The organism is Bifidobacterium simiiventris (assembly GCF_019331715.1).
Classification (GTDB): Bacteria; Actinomycetota; Actinomycetes; order Actinomycetales; family Bifidobacteriaceae; genus Bifidobacterium; species Bifidobacterium simiiventris.
Window position 1 is genome coordinate 54,778 of sequence record NZ_JAHBBG010000008.1, and the last position, 21,611, is coordinate 76,388.

18 protein-coding genes are annotated in these 21,611 nt (G+C 61.5%); 9 read left to right on the top strand and 9 right to left on the bottom strand.

Annotation, left to right across the window (positions count from 1 at the left end):
* Positions 1 to 81 precede the first annotated feature (81 nt).
* From rsmG to rpmH, 6 genes are all read right to left on the bottom strand, one after another.
* Positions 82 to 798, bottom strand: coding sequence for a 16S rRNA (guanine(527)-N(7))-methyltransferase RsmG (gene rsmG, locus KIH76_RS08200; protein ID WP_219070260.1), 717 nt, complete (start codon positions 796 to 798; stop codon positions 82 to 84).
* Positions 799 to 945: 147 nt separating this feature from the next.
* Positions 946 to 1,476: a Jag family protein gene (locus tag KIH76_RS08205; RefSeq protein WP_219070262.1), complete on the bottom strand. Its 531-nt coding sequence runs from the start codon at positions 1,474 to 1,476 to the stop codon at positions 946 to 948.
* A gap of 108 nt (positions 1,477 to 1,584) precedes the next feature.
* Entirely contained in the window at positions 1,585 to 2,595 is a 1,011-nt protein-coding gene (gene yidC / locus KIH76_RS08210; protein WP_219070308.1) for a membrane protein insertase YidC, read from the bottom strand.
* A 5-nt stretch (positions 2,596 to 2,600) separates the two neighbouring features.
* Positions 2,601 to 2,924 carry a membrane protein insertion efficiency factor YidD gene (yidD, locus tag KIH76_RS08215; protein WP_219070310.1) on the bottom strand — a complete coding sequence of 108 codons (324 nt, stop codon included), beginning with the start codon at positions 2,922 to 2,924 and terminating at the stop codon, positions 2,601 to 2,603.
* A gap of 4 nt (positions 2,925 to 2,928) precedes the next feature.
* A complete protein-coding gene (gene rnpA, locus KIH76_RS08220) occupies positions 2,929 to 3,309 on the bottom strand; it encodes a ribonuclease P protein component (protein ID WP_219070264.1) in 381 nt (126 codons plus the stop codon).
* 26 nt (positions 3,310 to 3,335) lie between these two features.
* A complete protein-coding gene (rpmH, locus tag KIH76_RS08225; RefSeq protein ID WP_163232700.1) occupies positions 3,336 to 3,470 on the bottom strand; it encodes a 50S ribosomal protein L34 in 135 nt (44 codons plus the stop codon).
* Between the two features lie 311 nt (positions 3,471 to 3,781).
* Here rpmH and dnaA point away from each other — a divergent pair, with 311 nt between their 5' ends.
* From dnaA to KIH76_RS08260, 7 genes are all read left to right on the top strand, one after another.
* The gene (gene dnaA, locus KIH76_RS08230) at positions 3,782 to 5,371 is read left to right on the top strand and encodes a chromosomal replication initiator protein DnaA (RefSeq protein ID WP_219070266.1); all 1,590 of its coding nucleotides are present in this window, start codon (positions 3,782 to 3,784) and stop codon (positions 5,369 to 5,371) included.
* Between the two features lie 1,095 nt (positions 5,372 to 6,466).
* A complete protein-coding gene (dnaN, locus tag KIH76_RS08235; RefSeq protein ID WP_214374472.1) occupies positions 6,467 to 7,588 on the top strand; it encodes a DNA polymerase III subunit beta in 1,122 nt (373 codons plus the stop codon).
* A gap of 143 nt (positions 7,589 to 7,731) precedes the next feature.
* A complete protein-coding gene (recF, locus tag KIH76_RS08240) occupies positions 7,732 to 8,958 on the top strand; it encodes a DNA replication/repair protein RecF (RefSeq protein ID WP_219070269.1) in 1,227 nt (408 codons plus the stop codon).
* Entirely contained in the window at positions 8,955 to 9,455 is a 501-nt protein-coding gene (locus KIH76_RS08245) for a DciA family protein (protein WP_219070271.1), read from the top strand. The genes recF and KIH76_RS08245 overlap by 4 nt, the downstream gene beginning before the upstream one ends.
* Before the next feature lie 246 nt (positions 9,456 to 9,701).
* Positions 9,702 to 11,780: a DNA topoisomerase (ATP-hydrolyzing) subunit B gene (gene gyrB / locus KIH76_RS08250; protein ID WP_219070313.1), complete on the top strand. Its 2,079-nt coding sequence runs from the start codon at positions 9,702 to 9,704 to the stop codon at positions 11,778 to 11,780.
* Positions 11,781 to 11,943: 163 nt separating this feature from the next.
* Positions 11,944 to 14,604 (top strand): DNA gyrase subunit A, encoded by a 2,661-nt coding sequence (gene gyrA, locus KIH76_RS08255; protein WP_219070273.1) that lies wholly within the window; start codon positions 11,944 to 11,946, stop codon positions 14,602 to 14,604.
* Between the two features lie 56 nt (positions 14,605 to 14,660).
* A complete protein-coding gene (locus tag KIH76_RS08260; protein WP_219070275.1) occupies positions 14,661 to 15,233 on the top strand; it encodes a DUF3566 domain-containing protein in 573 nt (190 codons plus the stop codon).
* Positions 15,234 to 15,307: 74 nt separating this feature from the next.
* Here KIH76_RS08260 and KIH76_RS08265 read toward each other — a convergent pair whose 3' ends face one another.
* The gene (locus KIH76_RS08265; RefSeq protein WP_219070277.1) at positions 15,308 to 16,681 is read right to left on the bottom strand and encodes an ATP-binding protein; all 1,374 of its coding nucleotides are present in this window, start codon (positions 16,679 to 16,681) and stop codon (positions 15,308 to 15,310) included.
* 511 nt (positions 16,682 to 17,192) lie between these two features.
* On the opposite strand from KIH76_RS08265, the gene KIH76_RS08270 reads away from it, so the two are divergent.
* Positions 17,193 to 18,143: a carbohydrate ABC transporter permease gene (locus tag KIH76_RS08270; RefSeq protein WP_236036923.1), complete on the top strand. Its 951-nt coding sequence runs from the start codon at positions 17,193 to 17,195 to the stop codon at positions 18,141 to 18,143.
* Positions 18,144 to 18,186: 43 nt separating this feature from the next.
* Complete coding sequence (locus KIH76_RS08275) at positions 18,187 to 19,179, top strand: carbohydrate ABC transporter permease (protein ID WP_219070279.1); 993 nt, start codon at positions 18,187 to 18,189, stop codon at positions 19,177 to 19,179.
* 224 nt (positions 19,180 to 19,403) lie between these two features.
* On the opposite strand, the gene KIH76_RS08280 is transcribed toward KIH76_RS08275, so the two are convergent.
* Positions 19,404 to 20,387: a family 43 glycosylhydrolase gene (locus KIH76_RS08280; RefSeq protein WP_219070281.1), complete on the bottom strand. Its 984-nt coding sequence runs from the start codon at positions 20,385 to 20,387 to the stop codon at positions 19,404 to 19,406.
* Positions 20,388 to 20,545: 158 nt separating this feature from the next.
* Entirely contained in the window at positions 20,546 to 21,592 is a 1,047-nt protein-coding gene (locus KIH76_RS08285; RefSeq protein WP_236036924.1) for a LacI family DNA-binding transcriptional regulator, read from the bottom strand.
* Positions 21,593 to 21,611: the final 19 nt, after the last annotated feature.

Below are 21,611 nucleotides of genomic sequence, written 5' to 3' on the forward strand. Positions count from 1 at the left end.
AAGGCTTGACGCCGGAAGTTATACACAGATGCAGATTGTGGATAACTTGCGTTCACTGGTGTTCAAGTCTGTGGATAACTACTATCGTTTATCCACAATCACGACGTGGGTGGGCTCCAGATCCGGTCCGACGGCGGCTTCAACCACACGCGGCCGCACTCCCCCGCGCTTGGCGATCTCCTTGGCGGCCTTGTCGATCTCTGCCTGGGCCGAGCGCCCCTTCAATGCGACGAGGCAGCCATGCGGTTTCAGCAGCGGCAGCGTCCAGCCGGACAGCTTGGTCATCGGAGCGACGGCACGACAGGTCACCACCGCGAACGGATGCAGGCCAGAGGCATGCTTGCGCAGGTTCGTAATCACCTCTTCGGATCGCGCGCGCAACACGGTCACGTTCTTGAGGTTCATCTCCTCGACGCACTCGTTCAGCCACTCGACCCGGCGTTCCATCGGCTCGATCAGCGTGAACCGGTGGTCCGGCAGGCAGGCCGAGGCGACGATGCCCGGGAATCCGCCGCCCGATCCGATGTCGGCGACGGTCTTGAACCGCTCGTCCTTGGTCGCCTCGCGCACGAACGGCACGATCGCCGCGGAGTTGAGGATATGTCGCTCCCACACGATCGGCACGTCACGCGGACCGATCAGACCGCGCGGCTCGCCCTCGCGCATGAGTTTCTCGTGAAACACCTCAAGTTTGGGGAGCGCGTCGCCGAGCACCTCGGCGAGTACGGGCGAACCGTCGAGCTGGTCGACGACCGGTTCGACGGGTTCGGATGTTTCATGTGAAACGTCGGTGTTCATGGAATGCCCTTCATGACTGGTCATACCGCCTCGACTGAGCGAAAGCGAGCGGAGAGATCTTACCGGAGGTTTCCACCTCCCAGAAGATTTCTCCGCTCGCTGCGCTCGGTCGAAATGACGATACGATCGAGGAAAATACGGATCGAACTACTCGTCGACCTCGTCGGTCTCGGCGGAATCGTCGGCGGCGGCCTTGAGATAGACGGTCACATAGCGATGCGGTTCCTCGCCGTGCGAACGCGACTTCATGCCCTCCTCACGGACCACGTCGTGCACGACCTTACGTTCGAACGAGTTCATCGGCTTCAGGTCGACCGGCTCGCCGGTCTCCTTCACCTCGTCGATCGCGTCGAGCGCGATGTCACGCAGGCGCTGGCGCTTGCGCTTGAGGAATCCGTCCACGTCCACGATCAGATGCGAACGCTCGCCGGTCTTCTGCTGCACAGCCAGCCGGGTCAGCTGCTGCAACGCGTCGACCACTTCCCCGTTGCGGCCGATCAGATGCTTGATGTCGGTATCGTCGTCGGCGACGATCTGCACCATCGGCCGTCCGTTGCGCACGCCCATCTCGATGTCGCCGTCGTAATCGGCGATGTCCAGCAGTCCCTCGAGATAGTCAGCGGCGATGTCAGCTTCCTCGTTGAGCTGATCGATCGTCTTCTCGTCGTCCTGCGCCATATCACAACTCCTTATCAGCGAGGCCAAAGGTGGTCAAATCTACAGTCAGTCTAAACCAAAAAATCTCACGGAAACGAATCACGCCCGTTTCCGTGAGATCATGGCACGTTATTTCTTCTTATTGCGGTTCTTGCGCTGTGGCTGCGCGCGCTGATAGCCCTGCTTCTCCTTGAGCTCGGCCTCTTCCTTGGCCTTGATGAGCTTCTCCTCTTCGAGGCTGGGCAGTCCAGCCTTCGCACGGCGCTCGTTCTCTCGCTTGTGGTCGCGCACTTCCTTGTCCTTGGCGGCCGGCGAACCGGGCGTCGGGAAGGCGTAGACCTGCCACGCGGTGCGGGCGAGGTTGCACACGTTGTTGGTGAGCCAGTAGACGAGCACGGCGAACGGCATGGTCACGCCGGAGAAGATGTACATGATCGGGAACATCCACAGCATGCCCTTCTGCATGGCCGCGGCCTGGCCGACCATCGCCTCCTGGTTCGTGTTGCGCTTCATGCTGAAGTACGTGGTGAACCACAGGCAGAAGCACATGAGCGCGACGAAGACGCCGATGATGATCTTGCCGTGCGTGGAAGCAGAGCCGAACACGTCGGTGACGTTCACGCCGAAGACGGTGGTCTGCGAGAACTGCTTGGCGGTGGCGACGTCGAACGCGCCGAGCGCCTCACGCTTGCCGCGCGCGATGTACGGAATGGCCGAGAGCACGTAGAACATGCACATGAAGACCGGCGACTGGATGAGCATCGGCAGGCACGAACCGGCCGGGTTCGCGTCGTTGTCCTGATACAGCTTCATCATCTCGCGCTGCATGGCCTCTTTGCTGGCCTGATCGTTCTTGCCCTTGTACTTGTTCTGGATGCGCTGCATCTGCGGCTGGATCGCCTGCATCTTGCGCATCGACTTCATCGTCTTGTAGTACAGCGGGAACACGCACGCGTGCACGACGAGCACGAGGAAGATGATCGACAGCACCCACGAGAAGCCGACGGGCGACATGCCGAGCAGGGTCAGGAAGCTGTGGAAGATGGCCATGATCTGGGTCATCAGCCACTCGACCGGGGTCAGCAGCTTGTACAGCCAGCCCCAGAAGCCGCTGTCCAGCAGGAAGTTATCGTAATTGATCATCGCTAGGCCATCTCCTTACGTTGCGCATGATGATCCGGCTCGTCGGCATCATCATGCCAGGCCAGTGGTGTCAGTCGGGGCTCCTCATGGGCCTTCGACCATGAAAATCGATAAAAAACGGAATACCGCTGCGGCACATCGTCAATGCCGCCGCGACTCCACGGCCGGCAACGCAGCAGACGCAATACGGCGAGCAACCCGCCGCGGAACGCCCCATACCGCTCCAATGCCTCGACGGCATAGTTCGAGCAGGAGGGGTAATACTTGCAACAGGCCGGACGGTTCGCGGAAATCGATCGCTGATACCAGCGGATCGCGCGGATCATGCCGTCAGCCGCGTGCATCGGCGACACGCTTCGCTGTTTTACGTGAAACAGCGTCGAACAGCGACGCCACCTGCCGGTCCAACGACTGGAAATCGGCATGTGCGGCGCTCGGCTTCGCCCGCATCACGACGTCCACGGATTCGGGAAGCCGCGATTCGTAGGCGCGGGCCAATACGCGGAACCGCCGCTTGACGGTGTTGCGCGTGACCGCATGCCCCACCGATTTGGATACGGCAAGGCCAAGCCGCCGGCCATTCGCCGTCGTTTCGCCCAAAACTGAGGAATCGTCGCGCACCAGATAGTGCACGACGATATCCTTGTCACTGACTTTACGACGGCGCTTGAGCACGGTGACGAAGTCACGATGACTCTTCAGCCGCTCCACGTCGATGTTGCCGCCGAGCGTATAGGTCAGGCGGCCAGGGACTTGCGGCCCTTGGCACGGCGACGGTTGATGGTCGCGCGGCCGGAACGGGTGCGCATGCGCAGGCGGAAGCCGTGCTTCATGTGACGGCGGCGGTTGTTCGGCTGGAATGTCCTCTTCATAATTTAGCTCCCGGTGTTTTAGCCGCGCCAAGGCACGGCTCCTCATGAGTCAAGCTATACCAAAGTACTCTTACCCCTGCCCACAAGTCAAAACGCCGAGCGTATTTTCACATTTCGGTCGTTGTTCCATAACGGTTCATTTGCATATAACCGTTGAAAAATCAAGCCCTCACGGCGGCGAGTTATCCACAAATTACACGAATGTTATTCACATTCCAATGTTTTCAACACGCAAGCCTGTGGATAACTTCTAGGTTTTGGAGTAAAAATGATCTGTTGTCATATTATTCGCTCGAGTGGAGGAGGCCCGCATGGCGCACACGCCGCAGGACCCCGCAGCGCAGGCGACCCGGATCTGGGCGGATGCGCTGGCACTGCTCAAGCATAATTCCAAGCTGACCGTCCGCGACAAGGCGTGGCTTGAAGGCGTGGTTCCCGAGGCGGTGTTCGGCACGACGATCGTGCTGTGCGTCGAGAACCTCGCCACGCAGCAGGCGCTGCAGAAGGATCTGAGCGAACCGATGCTCCAGGCGTTGAACATCGCCTCGGGCGTCGACATGTTCCCCGCGTTCAAGGTGGAGCCGCGTCCGAAGACCAAGCCGCAGCCGGCGCCGGCCTCGGAATATCCCGAATCCCGACACGCCGACGACGAGATCGAGGCGCTCAACGCGCCGACCGTCGCCGATCTCGGTCAGGAATCGTATCGTCCGGATGGCATGGAACCGGTGGCCCCCGCGCCCCAGCCGATCGCAACGTCACAGCCGATCGCACCGACCCAGCCGGCGAATGCAACGGACATCGCGCAACAACCCACACATCCGACGTTCAATCGCACGCAGGTGGCGCGCGATCCCGAAACGCATCTGAACAAAAACGCGACGTTCGACACGTTCGTCCCGGGCGAGTCGAACCGATTCGCATGGACCGTGGCGCAGGCCGTGGCCGAGGGAACCGGGCGCGACTACAACCCGTTGTGTATCTACGGCGGGTCAGGTCTGGGCAAGACCCACCTGCTGAACGCCATCGGCAACTATGCGCTGGTCAAGGACCCGAACCTCAAGGTGCGGTACGTCACCAGCGAGGAATTCACGAACGAATTCATCGAGGCGCTGCAGACCCCGAACCAGAGTCAGGGCCAGATCGCCGCGTTCAACCGCCGCTACCGAGCGGTCGACGTGCTGCTGATCGACGACATCCAGTTCCTCGGTGGCAAGGACGCGACACTCGACCAGTTCTTCCATACGTTCAACACGTTGTATCAGGCGAACAAGCGCATCGTGATCGCATCCGATGTGCCGCCGAAGAACCTCAAAGGCTTCGAGGCGCGACTGATCTCGCGCTTCGAGTCCGGCCTCGTCGTCGACGTGACGCCGCCCGATCTGGAGACGCGCATCGCGATCCTGCGCATGATGGCCTCGATCAACCATGCGAATATCCCGCCGGAGGTGCTCGATCTGATCGCGGAACGGTTCACCGAGAACATCCGCGAACTCGAAGGCGCGCTCACCCGCGTCACCGCGGTCGCCTCGCTGAGCAACCAGCCGGTCACGCGCGCGCTGGCCGAGCAGACATTGCAGGACTTTTTCACGGCGGACGTCGAAATCAAGCCGACCGACATCATCAGTCAGGTCGCGAAGTATTTCCACCTGTCATTCGATGACATCGTTGGCAAGGGCCGTACCAAAAACGTGTCGATCGCACGTCAAATCGCGATGTATCTGTGCCGAGAGAATACCGGCATGAGCCTGGTCGACATTGGCGAGGTGTTCCACGGGCGTGACCACACCACGGTGATGCATGCGGTGAAGCAGATCAACCAGAAAATGCAGCAGAAACAGGAGATCTACAATTACGTTGTGGAACTGACGCTGCGTCTCAAGCAGCAGTCGAACGACAAGTAGACCGTTTTCCACGTGTTTTTTTCGCCGGACGGACGTATTGCGCCGTCCAGCAGAATCGTTCTGACAGACCGTTTTCGGCACTTTTTCGCGGCTTCGCGGAAAAGTGCCGTTTTTCGTCTGTGAGCGCGGCTGTGACGGACGGCGACCGAGCGACGCTGCACCCCACTCCGCGCGCGATTCGCGATCACCAGGCACGGGACTCCCTCGTCCAGCGGCCGAATAATCGTTCTCGACGCCGTACGACACATGACGGGATATTCCGATCGATATGCCCTGCACTATTTCCCGCAATATGTTCGTATATTTCTTGATTATCGACCGAACCCACCGTCCAGCACGATCACGCTGAGCGAACGTTTTCAGCGTTTTTTCCAAGCGATATAAAAACCATGCGTTTTTCGTCTGTGAGAGCGGTTGTACTGGACGGAACCGGCCACGCGTTCCGGCGTCCATTTCAGGCAACAACCGCCCTCCCGGCATCGGATCGACGAACGAATATCATCCGAATTACGGCACGCATGCCACGTGTCCTGCCACGACAGCTCATGCCATTCAGCACAAGGGCGCTGAGCGAACGATTTCGGCACTTTTTCGGCTCGTTTGGGAAAACACCCGATTTTGGTCTGTGAGCGCGATTGTGGTGGACGGGCGGTGTCGGAAGCGTCCGCGACATACCTCGACACGCCCGGGTTGTGACGCGCGAACAGAAAAAGTTATCCACACAGTTATGCACAAATGTGGGTAAACCCTGCGGATAACCGGTGGATAACCCGCCGCTCCAATGTGGATAACTCGTGGAATACTCGTCGTCGAATGTGGATAACTTTCAATCTCGATTTTTCATGTGGATAACTTGCCGTTTTATCCACAGAAATGCAGAAGTTATCCACATTGATCTCCATCTCGTCAGCGCTACTCGCCATTACCGTCACGAGAGTTATCCACAGTTTCCACAGCGCTTATTACTACGACTATCTACCCACTTACGTACGGTCGTCGCCGTCACGATAACGCATCCCACCTTCACGATTCGCAATCCCACGGCTCTTGGTTAGAATGACGATCAAGACAGCAAGCGATGAAAGTAGGATTTACATGAAAGTCGAAATCGATTCCGCCGCGTTGGCCGACGCGGTCGCATGGACGACCCGCGTGATCGAGGCTCGTCCGGCCAATCCCATTCTCGTCGGCATCCGCCTCGAGGCCATTGACGGAACGCTGCAGCTTTCCGCGTACAACTACAAGATCTCCGCGCGTCACCACATCGAGGCCGGAGTCGACGAATCCGGAAGCGTGCTCGTGCTCGGCAAACTGCTCGCCGATATCACCAAGTCGTTGCCCGCCGAACGTACCTACCTGTCGACCGACGACTCGACGCTGACGATCACTTCGGGCAAGTCGAAGTTCACGTTGCAGCTCATGCCGGAGACCGAATACCCCGATATGCCCGTCGTTCCAGCGAAAATCGGTCAGGTCGACGCGCCGACTTTCGCCCAGGCAGTGTCCCAGGCGTGCGTCGCGGTGTCCCGCGAGGAGAATCGCCCGGTGCTGACCGGCGTACGCGTCCAGTTCCATGGCGACAAAGTGATCATGACCGCGACCGACCGCTTCCGTCTGGCCCGCGCGACCTTCACGTGGACCCCGGTCGACCAAGACATCGACGCCACGACACTGGTTCGCGGCTCGTTGCTGCGCGATATCGCCCGTTCGCTCGACGAGCACCAGAATGTTGTGATCGATTTTGATCAGGATTCGTCGTCTTTGCTCGGTTTTGAGAATGCCGGCCGAGTCTCGACCTCGCAGCTGATCGACGGCGAGTTCCCGGCGACCGATCGCCTGTTCGCCGACGACTATCCGATCCAAGCGGTGATCGATCGCCTGCAACTGATCGGTGCAATCAAGCGAGTCGCACTGGTCGCCGAACGCAACGCGTCGATCCGCATGACGTTCTCCGGACAGGAACTGACGCTGTCGGCCGGCGCCGCCGACGAGGCCCAGGCTCAGGAAATCCTCGACATCGATCTTGACGGCGAAGACATCACCGTCGCGTTCAACCCGTCCTACCTGATCGAGGGTCTGTCGGCGATCACTGAACCGTTCGTGCGCATGAAGATGACGACCGCTGTCAAGCCGGTCGAGTTCAATGGTCAGCAGGAATCCGATTCGGACGAGTCGATGGACTATCGTTACCTGCTGGTGCCGGTGCGATTCAACTGACGTTCGATCGGCGTACGCGTGGTGTGCGGCCGATCGAAATAACTCAACAAAATCGTTGGAAAGACAATACGGAAAGCGCTTACCAAAGTTTGGGGAAGACAAACGGTAAACGCTTTCCGTTTTCTGTGGCTGGAGAATCTCGCATGTACGTGTCGCGCCTCGCGCTTGACCACTTCCGCTCGTGGGAGCATCTCGTGGTCGACTTCACGCCCGGCGTGAACATCCTGCAGGGCTCGAACGGCCTCGGCAAGACCAACCTCGTGGAGGCCGTCGAAGTGCTCTCCACCGGTTCCAGCCACCGTGCCTCCGGTTCCCTGCCGCTGATCGAACGCGGTCAGGCCTCGGCCGTCATCCGCGCAAATGTGAACGATTCGTCCCCGTCCGAGACGACTACCTACGAGCTGACCGTCACGGCCCGCGGCGCGAACCGCGCCCGCGTCAACGGCGGCAGATCCGCCTACCTGCGCGACGTGATCGGACAGGTCCCCAGCGTCTCGTTCACCCCCGAAGACCAGCGTCTCGTGGCCGGAGATCCGGCCTCCCGGCGCACCCTGCTCAATCAGGCCGGTGCCCTCCTCGTCCCCGGCTACCCCGACCGGCTGCAGACGATCACGAAGATCGCCCGGCAGCGTGCCGCGCTGCTCAAGCAGCTCGGCGACGGTCGCACCGCGGCGAACGGACGGCTCGACCCCGGCTACGGCCTGCCCTCCCCCGCCGAGGCCGCGCTCAACGGCCTCGAGATCTGGACCGGCCAGTTCATCGAGACCGGCGTCGCCATCACCCGCGACCGCCGGCGGCTGGTCGACCGTCTCGCCGCTCCCTTCACCGAGATCTACCGCGAACTGGCCGGCGCCGACGAGCATGCGGAACTCGTCTACGAACCTTCGTTCGAGGAGATCTTCCTCTACCCCGACCCGCTGCCGCATATCAGCGAGCACTTCCAGCGCATCTACCCGGGCGAGGTGGCACGTGGGCAGAACCTGATCGGCCCGCACCGCGACGACCTGTCGCTGCTGCTCAACGGCATGCCCGCGCGCGAGTTCGCGTCGAACGGCGAGATGTGGACGATGGCGCTGGCGCTCAAGATGGCGCTGTACGAGGCCGTCGCGGCCGACCGCGGCGTCAAGCCGATCGTCATCCTCGACGATGTGTTCGCCCAGCTCGACGAGTCGCGCCGCCGTCAGATCCTCGACTTCGCCGCACGTCAGGACCAGGTGCTCATCACGGTCGCCGCGGCCAGCGACATCCCCGATCTCGACGTGATCGGCGGCCATCCCGCGCACGTCATCGACGTGGCCGCGCTCAAACGCGAGCAGGACGCGTACCTGCACCCCGATTTGTCCGCGTTCGGCATCGAGGTCGACTCGTGAAACCGCCGATCGAACGCACGCTCAAACTCGACGAGCGCAAGCTGCCGGCGCAGGTCTTCGAACGGCTCGCCCAGCGCGGCGGATACATCATGCGCGACCGCAAAACCCGCGAAGCCAACCGTGAGAAGGCATGGGAGAGCTTCGGCAAGCCCGGGCGCGATCCGAACACGCTGGGCAGCGTGATGGCCGGCATCGCGAACGGGCGGCATTGGGTGCCGCAGCTCAAACTCGCGCAACTGCGCGAACACTGGGATCAGGTCGTCGGCCCCGGCATCGCCATGCATTCGTCCGTGGCGAGCTTGCGCGACGGCGTGCTGACGATCCGCACCGAATCCGCGGTCTGGGCGACGCAGCTGACCTATATGATTCCGCAGCTGACCGCCACGATCCGCGAGCGGCTGGCCGGACTGGACATCCAGGAGATCCGCGTGACCGGGCCGGCCAGCGGACGCGGCGGCTACCGTCGGGGCGCCTACCGTGGCCGCCGCGAATACTGACGGTCCCGCAGAAGTCGGGCAGGATCGCGATTTTCGCCGCTGTGGGCGGTGTCGGGCTAGACGAGTAGACTTACGTGCACAACATGTAAAAGGCTGGAAGAGCCCATTATTTGCGTTCTAGGGCATATCGCCCTTGCGAATGGCCTCTCAAGCGGGGGTTACAACGCAGAAAGGAATCCTGTGGCAGACGAAGCAGATTCGCTTGAAGGTTCCACTGACAACACGGATCAGCACATCACCGATCCCATCACCGACAAACAGGCCGAACTCAACGCGGCCGCCGAACAGATCAACAACGACGAACTGGTCGACGCGCAGCTTGACGACAGCATGTCCCCCGACCACTACGACGCGAGTGATCTGAAGGTCCTCGAAGGCCTTGAGGCCGTGCGCATCCGCCCGGGCATGTACATCGGCTCCACCGGCCCGCGCGGCCTGCACCACCTCGTCTACGAGATCGTCGACAACTCCGTCGACGAGGCGCTCGCCGGCTATGCGACGCACATCGAGGTCACGATCCTGCCGGACAACGGCATCCGCGTCGTGGACGACGGTCGAGGCATCCCGGTCGACGAGGTGCCCGGCGAGGGCGTCTCCGGCGTCGAGACGGTCATGACCAAGCTGCACGCCGGCGGCAAGTTCGGCGGCGGCGGATACGCGGTCTCCGGCGGCCTGCACGGCGTCGGCATCTCCGTCGTCAACGCGCTGTCCACGCGCGTCGACATCGAGGTGCGCCGTCAGGGCTTCCACTGGACGCAGACGTACATCAACCAGCATCCGACCGCACGACTGGCCAAGGGCCGTCCGATGGACGAGAACGAGTCCACCGGCACGTCGGTCACGTTCTGGCCGGACGGCAAGATCTTCGAAACGACCGTCTACGACTTCGAGACGCTGCGCGCCCGTTTCCAGCAGATGGCGTTCCTGAACAAGGGCCTCAAGATCAGCCTGACGGACCTGCGCGAGCCGGACATGGCCGGCGACGAGGTCGCCGGCCAGGACGACGACGGCGAGACGAAGCACCAGAGCGTCACGTACCAGTACGCGAACGGCATCAAGGACTACGTCGACTATCTCGTCAAGTCCCGCAAGGCGACGCCGGTCGAGGACGACGTGATCGACTTCGAGGCCGAGGACCTCAAGATCGGCATCTCTGCCGAGATCGCGATGCAGTGGACGACCGCATACTCCGAGGCCGTGCATACGTTCGCGAACACGATCTCCACGACCGAAGGCGGCACCCACGAGGAAGGCTTCCGCGCCGCGCTCACTTCGCTCGTGAACCGCTACGCCCGCGAGAAGAACATCCTCAAGGACAAGGACGACAACCTCTCCGGCGACGACGTGCGCGAGGGACTCACGGCCGTGATCTCCGTCAAGCTCACCACCCCGCAGTTCGAAGGCCAGACCAAGACCAAGCTCGGCAACTCCGAGGCGAAGACCTTCGTGCAGCGCGTGATGACCGACAAGCTCGGCGACTGGTTCGACGCGCACCCGAGCGAGGCCAAGAACATCATCCAGAAGGCCATTGAGGCGTCCCGCGCGCGCATCGCCGCCAAGAAGGCCCGCGAGAACACGCGCCGCAAGTCGATCTTCGAATCGGCCGGCATGCCCGACAAGCTCAAGGACTGCCAGTCCAACAACCCCGAAGAGTGCGAGCTGTTCATCGTCGAGGGCGATTCGGCAGGCGGCTCCGCGATCCAGGGCCGCAATCCGGAGACGCAGGCGATCCTGCCGCTTAGAGGCAAGATTCTGAACACCGAGCGCGCGTCCATCGACCGCATGATGAAGTCCGACACCATCGAGTCGCTCATCACGGCCGTCGGCGGCGGCTACGGCGAGGACTTCGACGTGAGCAAGGTGCGCTACCACAAGGTCATCATCATGGCCGATGCCGATGTCGACGGCGCGCACATCGCCACGCTGAACCTCACGCTGTTCTTCCGCTACATGCGCCCGATGATCACTGCCGGCTACGTGTACGTGGCCATGCCGCCGCTGTACCGCCTCAAGTGGACGCGCGGCGACCACGACTACGTGTACACCGACCGCGAGCGTGACGAGAAGCTCGCCGAGGGCAAGGCTGCCGGACGCCAGCTGCCCAAGGGCGAAGGCATCCAGCGCTACAAGGGTCTGGGCGAGATGACGTACCAGGAGCTGTGGGAGACGACCATGGACCCGGAGCGGCGCATCTTGAAGCAGATCCACATCGAGGACGCGGCGGCCGCGGACGAGACGTTCTCGATGCTCATGGGCGACGACGTGGAGCCGCGCAGGCTCTTCATCCAGCGCAACGCTAAGGACGTGCGCTTCATTGATGCGTGAGCATCACCACGCCAAGAACGTGTCATTTCGAGCAGAGCGCAGCGAAGTCGAGAAATCTTCCGAAACCGGTATCCGGTAAGAGATTTCTCCACTCGCTTCGCTCGGTCGAAATGACATGATCCGCCTGACTTTCTTGTCAACATCAGCACAAAGGAACCAATAAGTGGCAGACGAAAACAGCACCGGTGGCAACGACCTGCCGGAGCAGAACGACGAGCGGGCCGAGCACTCGCTCGAGCCCACGAGCCCGCAGGCCAGCGAAAACCTGGTCCTCGACGAGCACCGCGTGGCCCACACCGATATCCAGAAGGAGATGCGCCAGTCGTACCTCGACTACGCGATCTCCGTCATCGTCGAACGCGCCCTGCCGGACGTGCGCGACGGCATGAAGCCGGTCCATCGCCGCATCGTGTACGCGATGTACGACGGCGGCTACCGTCCGGACCGCGGCTACTCCAAGTGCGCCCGCCCGGTCGCGGACGTGATGGGCAACTACCACCCGCACGGCGACGCGGCGATCTACGACACCCTCGTGCGTATGGCTCAGCCGTGGTCGATGCGCTACACGCTCGTCGACGGCCAGGGCAACTTCGGTTCGGCCGGTGACGATCCGCCCGCCGCCATGCGTTACACCGAGTGCCGCATGATGCCGCTCGCGATGGAGATGGTGCGCGACATCGACAAGGACACCGTCGACTTCGTGCCGAACTACGACGGCCGTACGCAGGAGCCGACCGTGCTGCCCGCACGCTTCCCGAACCTGCTCGCGAACGGTTCGTCCGGCATCGCCGTCGGCATGGCGACCAACATCCCGCCGCACAACATGCGCGAGCTGGCCACCGCCGTCCACTGGACACTCGACCATCCCGAAGCCTCCCGCGAGGAGCTGCTCGACGCCCTCATCGGCATCATCAAGGGACCCGATTTCCCGACCGGCGCGACCATCCTCGGACACAAGGGCATCGAACAGGCGTACCGTACCGGACGAGGCCTGATCACCATGCGCGCGGTCGTCAACACCGAGGAGATCAAGGGCCGCATGTGCCTCGTGGTCACCGAGCTGCCGTATCAGGTCAACCCGGACCGCCTGGCCGCATCCATCCGCGAAGGCGTGCGCGACGGCAAGATCCAGGGCATCGCCGACATGCGCGACGAGACGTCCGGCCGCACCGGCCAGCGCCTCGTGCTCGTGCTCAAGCGCGACGCCGTGCCGAAGGTCGTGCTCAACAACCTGTACAAGCACTCGCAGCTGCAGCAGACATTCGGCGCGAACATGCTCGCGCTGGTCGACGGAGTGCCGCGCACGCTGTCGCTCGACGCGTTCATCCGCCACTGGGTGAACCACCAGCTCGAAGTCATCGAACGCCGTACCCGCTACCTCAAGCGCGAGGCCGAGGAACGCGACCACATCCTGCAGGGCCTGCTCAAGGCGATGGACGCGATCGACGAGGTCATCAGGCTGATTCGCTCCAGCCAGGGCCGCGACGACGCCCGACCGAAGCTCATGGAGTTCCTCGACATCGACCAGGTCCAGGCCGACGCGATCCTGTCGATGCAGCTCGTGCGCCTCGCCAACATGGAGCGCCAGAAGATCATCGACGAGCACGAGGAACTGCAGCGCAAGATCGCCGACTACAACGACATCCTCGCCAAGCCGGAACGCCAGCGCAAGATCGTCGGCGACGAACTCGACGAAATCGTCGCCAAGTACGGCGACGAACGCCGCACCAAGATCCTGCCGTACTCCGGCGAGATGAACGTCGAAGACCTGATCGCCGAGGAGAACGTGGTCGTAACGGTCACGCACTCCGGCTTCATCAAGCGCACCAAGGCCGACGAATACCGCGCACAGCACCGCGGCGGCAAGGGCATCAAGGGCGCCAAGCTGCGCGAGGACGACGTGGTGGACCACTTCTTCCTCACGTCCACGCACAACTGGCTGCTGTTCTTCACGAACAAGGGCCGCGTGTACCGCATCAAGGCGTACGAGCTGCCCGAAGGCTCGCGCGACTCCAAGGGCCAGCACGTGGCGAACCTGCTGCAGTTCGGCCCCGACGAGACGATCCAGACAGTGCTGTCGATCCCGAACTACGAGGTCGCCAAGTACCTGGTGCTCGCGACCCGTTCCGGCAAGGTCAAGAAGACCGCGCTCGCCGAGTACGATTCGCCGCGACAGGGCGGCCTGATCGCCGTGCGTCTGATCGAGGACGAGAACGGCGAGACGGCCGACGAGCTGGTCGGTGCCGCGCTGTGCAACGCCGAGGACGACATCATTCTGGTGTCGCGACTCGGCATGAGCCTGAAGTTCGCGGCCGACGACGATCAGCTGCGTCCGATGGGCCGCCAGACCGCCGGCGTGCAGGGCATGAAGTTCCGCGACGGCGACAGCCTGCTCGCGATGGACGTCGTGCCGGACGACTCCGATCAGGATCTGCTCGTGGTGACGAACGAGGGCTTCGCCAAGCGCACGGCGATCTCCGAGTACCGACTGCAGGGCCGCAACGGCTTCGGCGTGAAGGCGCTGCAGCTTGCGGAGGGACGCGGTTCACTCGTCGGCGCGGTGATCGTGGCCGAGGACGATCAGGTGCTCGCGATCATGAAGTCCGGCAAGGTGATCCGCTCCGACGTGGCCGAGGTCAAGCGCACCGGCCGCAATACGCAGGGCGTGACGCTGGCCAAGCCGGACAAGGGCGACGAGATCATCTCCATCGCGCGCAACGAGGAGAAGGACGACGACGCGGATGATTCCGCGGTTGAGTCCGCCGTGACCGCTCCGGCCGAGTCCGCGGAAACCGCCGCTCCGGCCGAAGCCAACGAGCAGTAACCGTCTGCTGAGACTGGTAGTCTCGCATAAGATAACGGCTCAGACAAGGAGCAACGATGAGCGAGAACTTTGAGGACGACGGCGAGAACATGGGCCAGCCCGTCAGCTTCGCAGCCGATCAGGCCGAGGAATCGGCCGCGCCCGCCCAGTCCGCGCATATCGGCCGTGTGGCCCGTTCCGTGGTCGGCGAAAGCGGCGGCAACGCGCACGCGCCCGCCTCGGTGCCGCCTGCGGATCGTCCGAAGAAGAAGCGTCGCGGTACGCCGCGTGCCCGCCGCATGAACCTGTCGATCACGCACATCAGCGCGTGGTCGGCGGCCAAGGTGTCGTTCCTGCTGGGCATCGCGGGCGGCATCATCCAGATCGTCTCCGTGCTGATCGTGTGGCTGCTGCTCAACGCGGCCGGCGTGTTCGAGAAGATCACCACGATCGTCAAGTCCACCGGTCTGGACACCGGCAGCTTCGATCTGGCCAGCATCATCAGTCTGCCCACGGTGCTGAGCGCCACGACGATCTTCGCGATCGTCGAGGTCGTGATCTTCACGCTGCTCGTGACCATCCTCACGCTGCTGTACAACGTGGTCACCGCGCTCGTCGGCGGCGTCCACGTCACCCTCGGCGACGACTGACCGACTTCGATCGACCGTTTCGCAACCGTATGCAAGTGGCTCCCCGCACTCTCCGCGGGGAGCCACTTTCTGTATTACCTGTCGTTTCGCTCCCCTGCCTCTTGATCGAGCGCGAACGCGGCGTACAACGGCAGACTGATGAGCGGCACATCGGTGCCGGCCACGGTATCTATGCCGAAGTCGCGTTCGGACAGCCGGTATGCGCGCGGGGAATGTCCTTCCTCCACGAATCTGCGCAGGTTTTTGGCCGTGACGTTGCGGGCGGATTTGATCTCCACCGGAATGACCTGCGCTTGCCGGTTCTGGAATACGAAGTCCAGTTCCCCCTGGCCGTTGCCGGCGGGCGTCCAGTAGAACGTATGCAATCCCGCGGCCTTCAGCGATTGCATGGCATAGTTTTCGGCCAGTGCGCCGCGGAAGTCGGATGACAGGATCTGTGCGACGTCGGGACGCAGCAACAGTTCCGCATCGATGCCGAACTTGGAGAACATGATGCCGGTATCGGCCACGTAGATCTTGAAGAAACTGCCTTCCTCGTCGCAGTACGGGGTCAACGGCGCTTCGCTGTCCTTGGTCATGTCGTTCCGACTGACGATGCCGGCGGCTTCCAGCCATTCCAATGGTTCCAGCAAACGTTCGCGACGTCCTCCGCGGATGACGTCGGCGTATTTGAATTTTTTCGTGGACGATCGCAGGAGCTGCTTCTGCAGACTGTCCCAGATGCGTTTCGCGGAGATGCCGCTGATGCCGTTGTCCGGATCAGTCATGTCGTTGACGTACGTGTCGTTGATCTCGTGCTGTTCCTGCATGACCGATGCAAACGATCGCGTAGTGCGGTATGCGTCCACGGCCTTGGGCATGCCGCCGATGACGAGATACCGGTGATACCAGTCGAGCGCCCTATCGTGCAGCATGAACGAGCGTGGGTCGGCGGCATGATCCCTGATCGACTTGGCGAGTGGCTGCTCGTCCACGGCCCAGAGGAATTCCTCGAAATCCATCGGGAACATGTCAAGCTGGCGTACGCCCGACGGGAATGGCAGCCGTCGTTTCTTCACGGTGACTCCGAGTAGGCTGCCGGTTGCGATGACCCGCCACTGGGTTCCGGAGAAGAATCGCAATGAATTCAATGCCTTGTCGCTGAGCTGTATTTCGTCGAAGAACAGCAGCGTGGACTGCGGCTCGCATGGTTTGCCGGTATATTCCCGAATGCGGTTGATGATGGCTTCCGTGTCGTTGGTCGGAACGTCGAAGATCTTTTCGATGGTGGCCAGATCGGTCTGAAAATCCAGTTTGACCATGTCGTCGTCGAACAGGTCGTGTGCGATCTGCTCGATCAGAAACGTCTTGCCGATGCGACGCGCTCCTCGGATGAGCAGGGGTTTCGTGTCGCCGACATCCTTCCACCGGCGGATGTCGTCAGCTAACTTGCGTCGCATGTATGTCATGCCGGTTGTCTCCCTACGTCCTTGTGTACATAAAATAACATATTTTTATGTACATATAATACAGGAAAACATATTATTTTGTGTATAATTTTGGGATTCCAAAAGAACGGACGTGACTGAGTCTCGGTCGCGCTATCGGAGCTCGCCACGGTCGTTATTCGTTTGGAGGCGACTCGAGTTGAGTCGTGATGTCGTGACGTGTATCCAGTTAGGGTTGGTCAGGGTGGATGTCGCGCGTATCGTGTCAGGGACGGCGGGATTGCAGATTAACAGATGAATGGAGTGTTGGGGTTTGCCGTTGGTCGATGGATGCTAAGGATGATACATATCGACATGTTTATGGTGTCTTTTGAGTGGAAAATGTTTCTTTCTGTCACATAACGCGCCGATTTGATTTTGTAACCGGTCACACGATGGTGTATAGTACTTCATGTGACCGGTTACAACACTGTGGTGAGAGTGGCCGGCAGAGATTAGCGATAGAGCTCTTTCAAAGGAGAGGAGTCGTAAGATGGCTTCAGCTCAGGTGCAGGCCGTTGCCGCGCAAGCGGCGAGTACGGCTACGGCGCATACGTCAACGGCAAGAGTCAACAAGCACAAGGCAGACTGGCGTGGCTGGAAGTTCATGTGGCCGTTCGCCGTGGTGTTCGTCTTCGTGTTCATCGTCCCGATCGTGTACGCGATCTACATCAGCTTCTTCCAGAAGAAGATGATCGGCGGCACCGTGTTCGTGGGCCTTGCGAACTACACGCGTCTGTTCGGTGATCAGAACTTCTGGCAGTCGGTCGGCCGTGTGGCGTTGTTCACGGTCGTGCAGGTGCCGATCATGCTGTTCCTCGCCGCCGCGATGGCGCTCGCGATCGACAGCATGAAGTTGCATGGCACGAAGTTCTTCCGCATCTCCACGTTCCTGCCGTACGCGGTGCCCGCCGTCGTCTCGACCATGATCTGGGGCTTCGTCTACGGTGCGAAATACGGTCTCGTCGGCTCGTTCAACGACTTCTTCGGCACGAACATCGACGTCCTCAAGCCGTCCGTCCTGCTGGCCGCGATCGGCAACATCAACACGTGGGAGTTCACCGGCTACAACATGCTGATCTTCTACAGCTCGCTGTCGACCATCCCACACAGCCTGTACGAGGCCGCCTCGATCGACGGCGCGAGCGAATGGCAGATCGTCAGGTCGATCAAGCTGCCCGAACTGCGCGGCAGCCTCGCGATCACGGTGATCTTCTCGATCATCGGCTCGTTCCAGCTGTTCAACGAACCGAGCATCCTGCAGAACATGGTGCCGGGCAACGCGATCACGACGTACTATACGCCGAACATGTACGCGTACAACCTGAGCTTCACCGGTAACCAGTCGAACTATGCGGCCGCGCTGGCGATCACGATGGCCGTGATCACGATGGCGATCGCGTATGCGGTGCAGCTCAAGAGCATGAAGGAGCAGATGAAGTGATGTCGATGATGACGGCAATGCAGGTTTCGTTGAAGGAGCGTGGATGATGAGCAGTGCAACCATGACGGCGCAGTCGTTGCGCGAGCAGGAGAAAGCCGCGAAACGCGCCGAAAAGGAGCGCCAGAAGCGCATCGCCAAGGACGAGGCGGCGGAACGCAAGCGCGCAGAGAAGTCCGGCTTCGCGAACGTGAACAACCCGCGCCGGTCCGTGACGTTGACGGTGATCTGCGCGGTGTTTGCGGTGTACTGCCTGTTCCCGTTCGTGTATCTGGTCATCAACGCAACGAAGACGCAGGCGGACTTCACGTCGACGTTCGGTCTCGGTTTCGGCCATACGTTCGCCCTGTGGGACAACATCGTGACCGTGTTCACCTACCAGGACGGCATCTTCGGCCGTTGGCTGCTGAACACGCTGCTGTATGTGGTGGTTGGCGCGGGCGGTGCGACGCTGCTGGCGATCATGGGCGGCTATGCGTTGGCGAAGTTCCGCTTCCCGGGCCGCAAGGCCGTGTTTGCGGTGATCATTGGAGCGATCTCGGTGCCGGGCATCGCGCTGGCCGTGCCGCAGTTCCTGCTGTTCGCGAAGCTGAACCTGACGAACACCCCGTGGGCCATGATCATCCCGTCGCTGATCTCCCCGTTCGGTCTGTATCTGATGTGGATTTTCTCCGAGCAGGCAGTGCCTACTGAGCTGCTCGAGGCGGCCCGCGTGGACGGCGCGAGCGAATGGCGTACGTTCTGGACGATCAGCCTGCCGCTGCTCGCTCCGGGCATCGTCACCACCGCCCTGTTTACGATCGTGGCGACGTGGAACAACTACTTCCTGCCGTTGATCATGTTGAAGGAAGACAGCTGGTATCCGCTGACGATCGGTCTGAACCAGTGGAAGGATCAGGCGTCCACCGCCGGCGGCACCGCGATCCAGAATCTGGTGATCACAGGTTCGCTGATCACAATCATCCCGCTGGTGATCGCGTTCCTGTGTCTGCAGAAGTACTGGCAGTCCGGCCTCGCCGCCGGCGCCGTCAAGGAGTAGCGAGTCCGGCCGTAACTCAGCATCGGCGGTTGTCTGTTGTTGAGTTACGGTCGGGAACCATGCCTGAAACGACCGTAACTCAACGTGAGGTCTCCGATACCGTTGAGTTACGGTCGTTTTTTGCGTCAGAAACGGCCGTCACTCAACAACGCCGGTTATGGTGAAGCCCGTGATCTTGTCTAGGATCGCGGGCTTCACCATAACCGGCGGAATGTGTCCGGCGCTCAGTCGTCCATGTCCTGCGCCGAGATGTACGCGTTCGGGTCGGTGATCGGTTCATGATCGTCGGGGACCTCGCGATGCGTGGACCCCTCGTAGGACTCGTCCCAGACCATGCTCGCCGTTCCGTCCGCGATGGTGATCGGCAGCTGCACGATCGGCGAATTGCCGAGATCGTTCTTGTACCAACGGTCGCCGATGAACAGGAACCGGTCGCTGTGGTACTGGTCGTCGTCGAGCGGGATCACGATGTCGACCTGCGAGTCGAACGTCTGCGTGCCCAACGGTGCGAACGTGCGCCACTCGCTCCACGGGCCGTGCAGGTCGGGTGCGGTCGAGTACATGTTGTCGTTGGTGAACCAGCCGGTCAGCTTCGAGCCGAACCAGTAGTACAGGCCGTCTTTCTTGACGATCGTCGGCGACTCCAGTCCGTACGGATAGTCGTTGGCGCGCTCGCAGGCGACGTCTTCGACGATGGTCAGGTAGTCGTCGGACAGACGGTAGATATGCGTGCCGTGATCGCGGTCCTCGCTCATGATGTAGCCGCTGCCGTCATCGTCCTGGAACACGCCGATGTCGCGGCTGAGGTAGCCGCGCCATGTGATGGTGGTCTGGAACGTGAACGGTCCGAGCGGGTTGTCCGCGACGGCGACGCCGATATGCGCGTACATGTAGTCCGGCGTTTCGGCGTGGATGTACATGACGTATTTGCCGGTCGTCGGGCAATGCAGCACCTTCGGGCGTTCTCCGATGCGATCGGCCGCCAGCGCGGAGCCGTCTTCCTGCACTTCGAACACGATGCCGTGGCTCATCCAGTGGACGAAATCCTGGGTGGTGTAGCAGCAGACGCCTTGGAACAGGTTGCCGTTGGCCTTGTTCTCGCCGTACGCGCACCACGTGTCGCCGAAGCGTTGCACACCGATGCCGTGGAGTTGGGCGACGCTGCCGGCGGTGTCGGTCGGCAGGAATGAGCCGAATCTGGTTGGCATGAGAGATCCTTCCCTGTGGGGTGAAATATGATTCGCCGGCCGCATCCTCATTGTGTGACCGGTTACATATGTTAGTATATCAATATATGTAACCGGTCACGCCATTGTCTGCATCTTTGGTGTTGCGTCTGATGCCTCGCCGTCTCGCTGCGTGTCGTTTACGCTGACTGCCGCTCGATGATCGTGGTGGGCAGCAACTTCACGAAATGCTGCTCTACCGGCTCGCCGCGCATGATGCTCAGCAGCAGCTTCGCCACGGTCTCGCCGTGCAGATACGAGTCCTGCCGCATGGTGGTGAGCTTCGGGTTGGCCATCTGCGCGAACGGCGAATCGTCGAATCCGGTGACGGCGATGTCGTCCGGGACCCGGTAGCCGAAGCGGTCGAGCTGGTTGATCACTCCGATGGCGATATTGTCATTCGCGCATACGATACCGTCGATCTGGTCGAGGAACGGCTGGAACGCCACCGCGGCCATCTCACCGCTGCCGATCTCCCAATCGTCGGCGTAGTACACGTGCGAATCGTCGTAGAACTTGCCCATGGCCTCACGGAAGCCGTTCATGCGGTTGATGGCGGACGTCGAATATCCGGGTCCGCACACGTAGGCAAGGCGCGAGCGACCTTTGTTGAGCAGGAACCGGGTGATGTCGCGCTGGCCTTCCGCGTTGGCGAAATCAACCGCCGGATAGGGCAGATCGCCGCGGTTGCTGGCTTCCGAGCGCACGACCGGCCGCTTGATCTCCTTGCATGCCAAGGCCAGCGAGTCGTCCTCGCTCAGTGAAAACAGTAGGTAGCCGTCGGCGTAGTCGCTTTTGATGAGCTTGGTGATGCGATGGACGGCCTCGTCGGAGTTGGCGATGACGGTGACCATCTGGTAGCCGGCATCTCCCAGTGTCTGGTTTGCAGCGGCCATGGCCTCGGCGACGCTGGCCTGCATGATCGTTGCGGCGGATTCGACCTGCAGGATCAGGCAGACGGTCTGTGTGCGCTGCTGCGCGAGTGACCGGGCGGCGTTGTTTGGCACATACTGCAGGGTTTCGATGGCGTTGGCGATGCGCTCCGCGGCGTCCCTGGAGACGTGGTCGTTGCCGTTGAGGTAGCGGGATACCGTTCCGTAGGACACCTCCGCGTAGCGTGCTACGTCTCGGATGGTCACTTTCTTATGCGCCGTGGTCATGAACACCATGGTATTCGGTTCTGACATCTCCCCGCTCCCTTGTGTT